The sequence below is a fragment of the Allorhodopirellula heiligendammensis genome, assembly GCF_007860105.1.
GTDB classification, from domain to species: domain Bacteria; phylum Planctomycetota; class Planctomycetia; order Pirellulales; family Pirellulaceae; genus Rhodopirellula; species Rhodopirellula heiligendammensis.
The window spans coordinates 1-6,541 of record NZ_SJPU01000017.1 but is presented as its reverse complement, the minus strand read 5'-3'; the positions used below and the strand labels follow the sequence as shown (position 1 = coordinate 6,541).

Genomic DNA, 6,541 nt, shown 5'->3' with positions numbered 1-6,541 from the left:
TGGCTCTGACACTGCTGTTGGTATTGTTCGGCCTGTCTCAACGGCCCATTATGCTGATGTACACACACCACGGGATCGTTCCTTTGATTCTCGCCACGTTTCTTACTGTGCTTGCCGCTTGTAGCATCGTGGACGTTGCAGCGGAAGGCGAACCAACGGATGCACTCGAGTCGGCGAGTCGGGCGTCTTGAAAATGGAAAATCTCTCGCGCCGACCGAGTGATCCGCAACGTTCGTCCGACAGAGTGAGACGCCACATGGAAACGCTATGGCGATGGTTTTTCCGATGCGTCGTTGGGATCGGCGTTCTATTTGCCGCGTTCTCAATCTTGCTGGTTGTCGGGATGAACCGACCGCACGTAACACAATCAAACGGATTTACAAACGTAACTCCGGACGCAATCGCGGCCACGCTGTCTGCCTCACTTCCCGAGACGGCGACAAATGTTCGCTACTGCCGTGCTTCGGTCGGTATGGGTGGCCGGCTTCTGATCTATCGCTTCTCGGCACCTGTTACCGATTTGCACACGCACGCTCAAGCTGAATTTACGGCCCACTGGGACAAACCGCCGCTCCAGAAAACAACGAGTTCCGGATCACCAATAAATGATCACGAAATCAAACTGTACAAGACCGGATTTGGAATTGATGCTGACTGGATGCTGCCGCCGTCTAATGCTCTTGGTACACTTTATGAGTCTGCCGATGGTCAATTCTCACATCGGCCGACGATATTCGTTGATGACGAAAACGGTGTCCTGTACTTCCAGATGACGGATTGATCGGACAACCCCTCGAATACGGACGAACCATGGGATGCACGTACGGACTGGAAATAGTTTGACGATGAGCGGGTGTGACTCCCGTCTGGGTAAGCGTTAGCCACGCGCCCAGTATCGAGTGTTGCAGCTTGCCTGGTAACAGGTCGGTTGAAGTGTACACAGAAAGGTAGTGAGGGTGAAAGGCACAGGTTGGTCTACCTGGCCCTGAATGGTATTGAGCTCCGAAATCATGGTTAGTCGGATACTGCCCAAGGTGTTTGCATGCTGGAAGGCAATATCTCGATCCGCGTCACAGGCGAGCGGATTGAGAAGTCCCGGAGTCGAAGGCCCACTCGCGCTATACATCACGTCGTCAAGGTAACCAGTGAGACCCTGAGATTCGAGTTCTTGATCGTTAAATGAAAACCAAACATAAACGACCGAGTATGCCTGCCAAGCTGGAAAAGCAAGAACGGCAAAGGACTCGCAGGGAGTCGGATCGTTGCATAGTACCGTTGAAGCCCGAGGGCCAATCGGGTGGAGTGAAGCCGGGTAATGCCGGTGCAGGGAAGGCGACGAGGCCATCACGCGATTCGGATTCACAGCCGCCTGCACCCCGAGGCAGATCATCGGTTGCGGATCGTCTGGATCGCATCACCACTCGCGCGGAATCCACACCAAAAGAGGTTTTCAGTAATCTCTTCACGCTGCTCACTGCTGAGTTGCTGTGGTTCGCATTCCGGCGACTCAAACGAGGAAAAGCGAGCGGGGCGGACCACGTCAGCGTCGAGGACTACGAAGAGAACCTGCATGAGAACTTGCGGGATCTTGAGTCTCGGCTACATCGTGGCACCTACAAGCCCCAGTCCAGTGTGCGGAAAGACATCCCCAAGGGGAATGGCAAGACGCGACCGCTGGGTATATCGGCAGTGGAAGATAAGATCGTACAACGCGCCGTTGTGATGATCTTGGAGCCAGTATATGAAGCAGATTTTCACGAAGCTTCGTACGGCTTCCGGCCCGGTCGGTCATGCCACCAAGCACTCGCGACTCTTGGTCAAATCATCGCGACGAAGAAAGTGAACTGGGTGAGTGACGCCGACATCAAAGGCTTCTTTGATAACGTGTCGCACAAGAGTCTTGTTGAACTACTGCGAATTCGCATCAGTGACCCGAGACTGTTGACCTTGATCACGTCATTTCTGAAATGCGGTGTGCTGATCGGCGGTCAGCTTTCGGCTACCGAAGACGGGGTGCCTCAAGGCTCCTGTCTGTCCCCTTTGCTTGCGAACGTGTACTTGCACTACGTCTTGGACCAATGGTTCGAGCGAGACGTCAAAGGCGCGATCAAAGGTGAAGCGTATTTGGTTCGCTACGCGGATGATTTCATCTGCTGTTTTCAATACGAATCCGATGCACGGGCATTCCAAACGGTATTGTCGAAAAGGCTGGGCCGGTTTTCGTTGGAGGTTGCAGAGGATAAGACAAAGCTGCTTCGTTTCGGACGTTTCGCTGAGCGGGATTCCGCCCGACATGGCGAAGGGCGTCCAGGCACTTTTGACTTCCTCGGTTTCACTCATTACTGCGGCGTCAGCCGCTCAGGCAAATTCAAACTGACAAGGCGAACAGCGAGGAAGAAACTGCGACAGAAGCTGCAAGATATGAAAGAGTGGTTTCACTCGGTACTCATTGAGCGACAAAGCGAAGTCTGGAAGAAGCTCAACGCGAAATTACGAGGGCACTATCAATACTACTCGATCAATGACAATTGGCCGGAGTTGATGGTGTTCTTGGAGCAAGTCAAATGGCTTGCTCGTCGTTGGCTGAACCGTCGCAGCCAGAGCACTTACGTGAGCTGGGATGAATTCCGCACGTACTGCAAGCGTCACCCGCTTGCGACGCCTGGAAAGATCACGGATTTGATTGCAATGACGCGGAGCAACTGACATGTTAATGGTGACAGGTGATGGCTGGGAGCCGGATGCGTTAACGGCGCAAGTCCGGTTCTGGGAGGGGTCGAATTTTCAATTGAGAATGGATAGGTTGATCGGGCACCTTGCGCGGGAAACCGCTAGGAAACGGAGGAAATCAACACTATGCTAACCTCGAAAGACTTCGATCTACTCACCCGGAGCGGCGGTGGTGCGGTTTCTGGTGAGTTCAATGTCTACTCCCGCCGCCCGCTGATCCCGAACGTTCTGCCATCGAAACATGCACGCAATCGGATCTGCATACTTGATTAGACAGGCCGCGGGTGCCGAGCGATTTGATGGCGCTACGGTGAAGATTTCACGTGCGCACGAGTCAAAAGGTGTGATCGCTATCGAACTGACGGAACGTTTGACCGGTAATCAAATCGAGGGCGACGCATCGTTTCTAGAAGAATACGCGAGGATTGCCATCGACCGGTTTGCTCGCAATTACGACGTTGATTTGCGGGACTGGAACATCCGAGTGGATCAGTTTGCGTACCATCCAATAGATTCTGGTCCCAAGGGAACCCATGACGCTGTCTACAATGCTGTATCATCAGCCTTCGCACAGTGGGCGTCGATGACCGTGCAACTGCCGATCGAGAAGGCAGAACCAAGGGATGCGCGTGAGTCGCCGAGTTAAGTTTATTGAAGTGGAACGTCTTTCGCGGCGACCACGTGATCCCAAACGTTATTTGATTGAGATTCAGTTCCCTCACCCGATACGTAATCTGCTTCAGTGGCCGGACAACATCTCTCACCGTACACCCCAGCGGCGAGCGTTGAAGACGCAAGCGACAACCAACCGCCGAGCAAGCTGACAAAACGCATAAAATCGACATCTGGTGTTGCGGCCGTTCTATGCGTCATAGTTGGTCCGTTGGGATCAGCGGTCGGGATGGTTCGGGCCTTTTACTCCATTGGGGCGGGGAACCCAACTCCTCGCCCGGAAGAGTTGGCTGACACAATTCGGTACTCTTTAATCGCAACGAGCTTTTTACTTCCGCTATCTCTGGTATGCTTAGTGCTTTGGATCGTATGCTGGTGGTCACTCCGGCGATCAGCTGCACGCGAGAGTCCGAAAGCCAAAGACGGTGGCTCACCCATGTCCGGCAAATAACAATGCCATTCAACGGAGCCGCGTGTCAGACGTTTTGGCAGTGGTTGAATCGCTCGTCGCGGCCCGCTGATGGCCAGCGTTACGAGATGAAGCTGGTATGGAAGCCAAGTGTGCCCTGCGGGGCATCGTCCGACGCCGAGTCGTGACAACCAACGCATGCCCTGCGGGGCACGACGCACACGCCCTGCGGGGCACGAAGCAACACTGCCCTGCGGGGCATCAACCAACGCATGCCCTGCGGGGCATTGTCCAACGCCTGTCAAATCGGTGACTGTGACGCAGTGCTCGTGTCGGATCGAAGCTGCGGGTAAGCCCACGGGTACTACGCTATACTAAACGACTCGTAACAATGCGACGAACCGAAGTCGCGGAGTCGCCGTTGTTGGCAATTGAGAATCACTCGTCGCGACTCGGTTGTCGCAACCGTTATCCGATCGAGAGCAACGTGACCAATCACTACCATCTGCGTCGTACTGTTTGGTTTATCGTTGCCTTCGCATCTGTTGGCTGCTCTGATGGTGGTTCTGATACTCAAGTATCAATTGGTCATCAACGAAAAACCGTACTGGTCCAACCGAGTGACGCATTTGTCAAACTTGTTGACTCCGCCGGCAAGGACATTACTATGCCCGACGGTGTAATGGTCGTGATGGAGAACAACACCTACGAAACTCAAGTTCTTCCGCATCTTATGCCGGGTGATCCGAGTGCTCCCGCCGAAACGGTTGCGATTGACGCGACATTTGCACTCGAAAAGGCCTCGATCGTTGTTGACGTGATCCAAACATACGAAGGTGGTGCTGAAGATGTATCTCGGACATACTGGGTCGTTAGACCGACTCAAGTGTTTTCAGCTGAGCGGTCAGCGAGATCTCATGCGATGGACTGATGAACCGTACCGGCGGATAACCAGCGCGTGCACCCGAGTACGCGAGCCGGCCGTTTCGAAGTTGAGAATCTTTCGCGCGTACCGGGTGACGCGTGACGATTACGAGATCAAGCTGGTATTGAAGCGAAGTGTGCCCTGCGGGGCATCGTCCGACGCCGAGTCGTGACAACCAACGCCAGCCCTGCGGGGCACGACGCACACGCCCTGCGGGGCACGAACCAACGCCTGCCCTGCGGGGCATTGTCCGACGCCTGTCAAATCGATGACTGTGACGCAGTGCGTGTGTCGGATCGAAGCTGCGGGTAAGCCCACGGGTACTACGCTACAATAAACGACTCGTAACAATGCGACGAACCGAAGTCGCGGAATCGCCGTTGTTGGCAATTGAGAATCACTCGTCGCGACTCGGTTGTCGCAACCGTTACGTGAGTTGAATTGAACACACTTCATAAATCTAGCCAATTGTTCGCTCTCCTGCTGTTTGCCGTTGCGGGTTGCGGCGAATCGTATGACGTCCCGCCAGTCGACCAGCTTGCGGTCGAACTGCGAAATCCTGAATATCGCTGGAAGGGACCATGCAGTCGTGAGGACCGGATACCGGTACTTCACGCAGCCCGCGCTCTCGCGTGCATCGGAGATGATGCTGTGCCAACACTCTTGGACGCCGCGAAGGATCCCGAGGTCGACATCATTTCGGTCCACGATGCTCTGTCTGAGATTGGACTACCCGTCTCCCTTTTCTACGATGACTTAATGGCTCGCGACGTGTCGCAACTCGAACAATGGTGGCATGAGAACATGGAACGGACACGCGGTGCGAGAAACGAACACCGGTCAATAATCGGACTCCCACCCGTTCGTGTACAATAGGCTAACTCGCGGCAAGGTTTGCGGGCGGAAGAAAGAATCACGTAACCATCACAATCGGGATAGGGGCCCGGTTACCCGGGACCCCTCCCACACCACCTAGCATGCGGGACCGCACTAGGCGGTTCGTCGCTTCGGAGCAAGCTCGCTCCATCGGTCTGCTAATACAAACAGGCCCTGACCAGTCAGCCAAGTGTTCGACATCGCACGCTGAACACCAGACGTCATCGAGAGACGCCAAGGGCCTTTGCCACTATGGGCAAAGGGGTAGGCTTCGTCGTGTGAAACGCCCAGAGCTTTCAACTTCTTCAACCGAGTGCGTGGTAAGCGCCAGTTGATCCAGTAACACGCGCGGACGCGTCGCCGTAGCCACTTGTCCAACGTCATCGCTAAGCTCTTGCGTTGTTCTAACACGAAATAATCAATCCAACCTCGCAGATAGAGACGAAGTTCATTCAGGCGTCGCGTCATCGAAATGCCGCGATTGCGACGCAAGATTTCGCTTGCCCGCTGTTTGAACTTCTTTACGTTCTTGGGACTCACACGGATCTGGCCACCGTAGCCGTGGAACTGGTAGCCGAGGAATTCGACACCATCGGTACGGCACACGCGACTTTTCTCGCGGTTAACGGCCAGTTTCAGTTTCGTTGTGAGGTAACGTTCGACCGAAGCGAACACTCGTCGGGCCGCGACATCTGATTTTACGAACACCAGGAAGTCATCGGCATAACGTACAAAGTTCAGTCCTCGCGCTTCGAGTTCCTTGTCAAGATCATCCAACAGAATGTTGGCTAACAAGGGTGAAAGCGCTCCTCCAACAAAAGTGCAAAACTTTCTCTTTTCCGTTTTTGCTAGTTTTCTTCGCAAAAAGGGGGAAGTTGATTCGGTACACGATCCGAATTTGATCTGGCTCGACAACGACGTTGTCAATC

General features: G+C 54.3%; 9 protein-coding genes. 7 read left to right on the top strand and 2 right to left on the bottom strand.

Annotated elements, in window-relative coordinates:
- The 5 genes from Poly21_RS28115 to Poly21_RS26530 all read left to right on the top strand — a co-directional run.
- A partial coding sequence (locus tag Poly21_RS28115; RefSeq protein ID WP_302120753.1) for a hypothetical protein occupies window positions 1-191 on the top strand: 191 nt, incomplete at its 5' end.
- Between the two features lie 65 nt (window positions 192-256).
- Complete coding sequence (locus Poly21_RS26540) at window positions 257-781, top strand: hypothetical protein (protein WP_302120751.1); 525 nt, start codon at window positions 257-259, stop codon at window positions 779-781.
- 398 nt (window positions 782-1,179) lie between these two features.
- Window positions 1,180-2,706 carry a group II intron reverse transcriptase/maturase gene (gene ltrA / locus Poly21_RS26535; protein ID WP_146410088.1) on the top strand — a complete coding sequence of 509 codons (1,527 nt, stop codon included), beginning with the start codon at window positions 1,180-1,182 and terminating at the stop codon, window positions 2,704-2,706.
- 150 nt (window positions 2,707-2,856) lie between these two features.
- Window positions 2,857-3,003, top strand: coding sequence for a hypothetical protein (locus Poly21_RS28110; protein ID WP_302120748.1), 147 nt, complete (start codon window positions 2,857-2,859; stop codon window positions 3,001-3,003).
- A gap of 37 nt (window positions 3,004-3,040) precedes the next feature.
- Entirely contained in the window at window positions 3,041-3,376 is a 336-nt protein-coding gene (locus Poly21_RS26530) for a hypothetical protein (protein ID WP_146410087.1), read from the top strand.
- A gap of 2 nt (window positions 3,377-3,378) precedes the next feature.
- Here Poly21_RS26530 and Poly21_RS28105 read toward each other — a convergent pair whose 3' ends face one another.
- Complete coding sequence (locus tag Poly21_RS28105; protein WP_302120746.1) at window positions 3,379-3,603, bottom strand: hypothetical protein; 225 nt, start codon at window positions 3,601-3,603, stop codon at window positions 3,379-3,381.
- Window positions 3,604-4,202: 599 nt separating this feature from the next.
- On the opposite strand from Poly21_RS28105, the gene Poly21_RS26525 reads away from it, so the two are divergent.
- Together Poly21_RS26525 and Poly21_RS26520 are read left to right on the top strand one after the other, a co-directional pair.
- On the top strand, window positions 4,203-4,742 hold the full coding sequence (locus Poly21_RS26525) for a hypothetical protein (protein WP_146410086.1): 540 nt from the start codon (window positions 4,203-4,205) through the stop codon (window positions 4,740-4,742).
- 435 nt (window positions 4,743-5,177) lie between these two features.
- Window positions 5,178-5,612: a hypothetical protein gene (locus Poly21_RS26520; protein ID WP_146410085.1), complete on the top strand. Its 435-nt coding sequence runs from the start codon at window positions 5,178-5,180 to the stop codon at window positions 5,610-5,612.
- A gap of 114 nt (window positions 5,613-5,726) precedes the next feature.
- Here Poly21_RS26520 and Poly21_RS26515 read toward each other — a convergent pair whose 3' ends face one another.
- Window positions 5,727-6,476: a reverse transcriptase domain-containing protein gene (locus Poly21_RS26515; RefSeq protein WP_436967529.1), complete on the bottom strand. Its 750-nt coding sequence runs from the start codon at window positions 6,474-6,476 to the stop codon at window positions 5,727-5,729.
- Window positions 6,477-6,541 lie beyond the last annotated feature (65 nt).

What these genes read in the sequence shown, in the direction of transcription:
- Poly21_RS28110 (WP_302120748.1), top strand. Translation starts at nt 2,857, where the DNA reads ATGCTAACCTCGAAAGACTTCGATCTACTCACCCGGAGCGGCGGTGGT.
- Poly21_RS28105 (WP_302120746.1), bottom strand. Translation starts at nt 3,603, where the DNA reads ATGACGCATAGAACGGCCGCAACACCAGATGTCGATTTTATGCGTTTT.
- ltrA (WP_146410088.1), top strand. Translation starts at nt 1,180, where the DNA reads ATGAAAACCAAACATAAACGACCGAGTATGCCTGCCAAGCTGGAAAAG.
- Poly21_RS26525 (WP_146410086.1), top strand. Translation starts at nt 4,203, where the DNA reads ATGCGACGAACCGAAGTCGCGGAGTCGCCGTTGTTGGCAATTGAGAAT.
- Poly21_RS26540 (WP_302120751.1), top strand. Translation starts at nt 257, where the DNA reads ATGGAAACGCTATGGCGATGGTTTTTCCGATGCGTCGTTGGGATCGGC.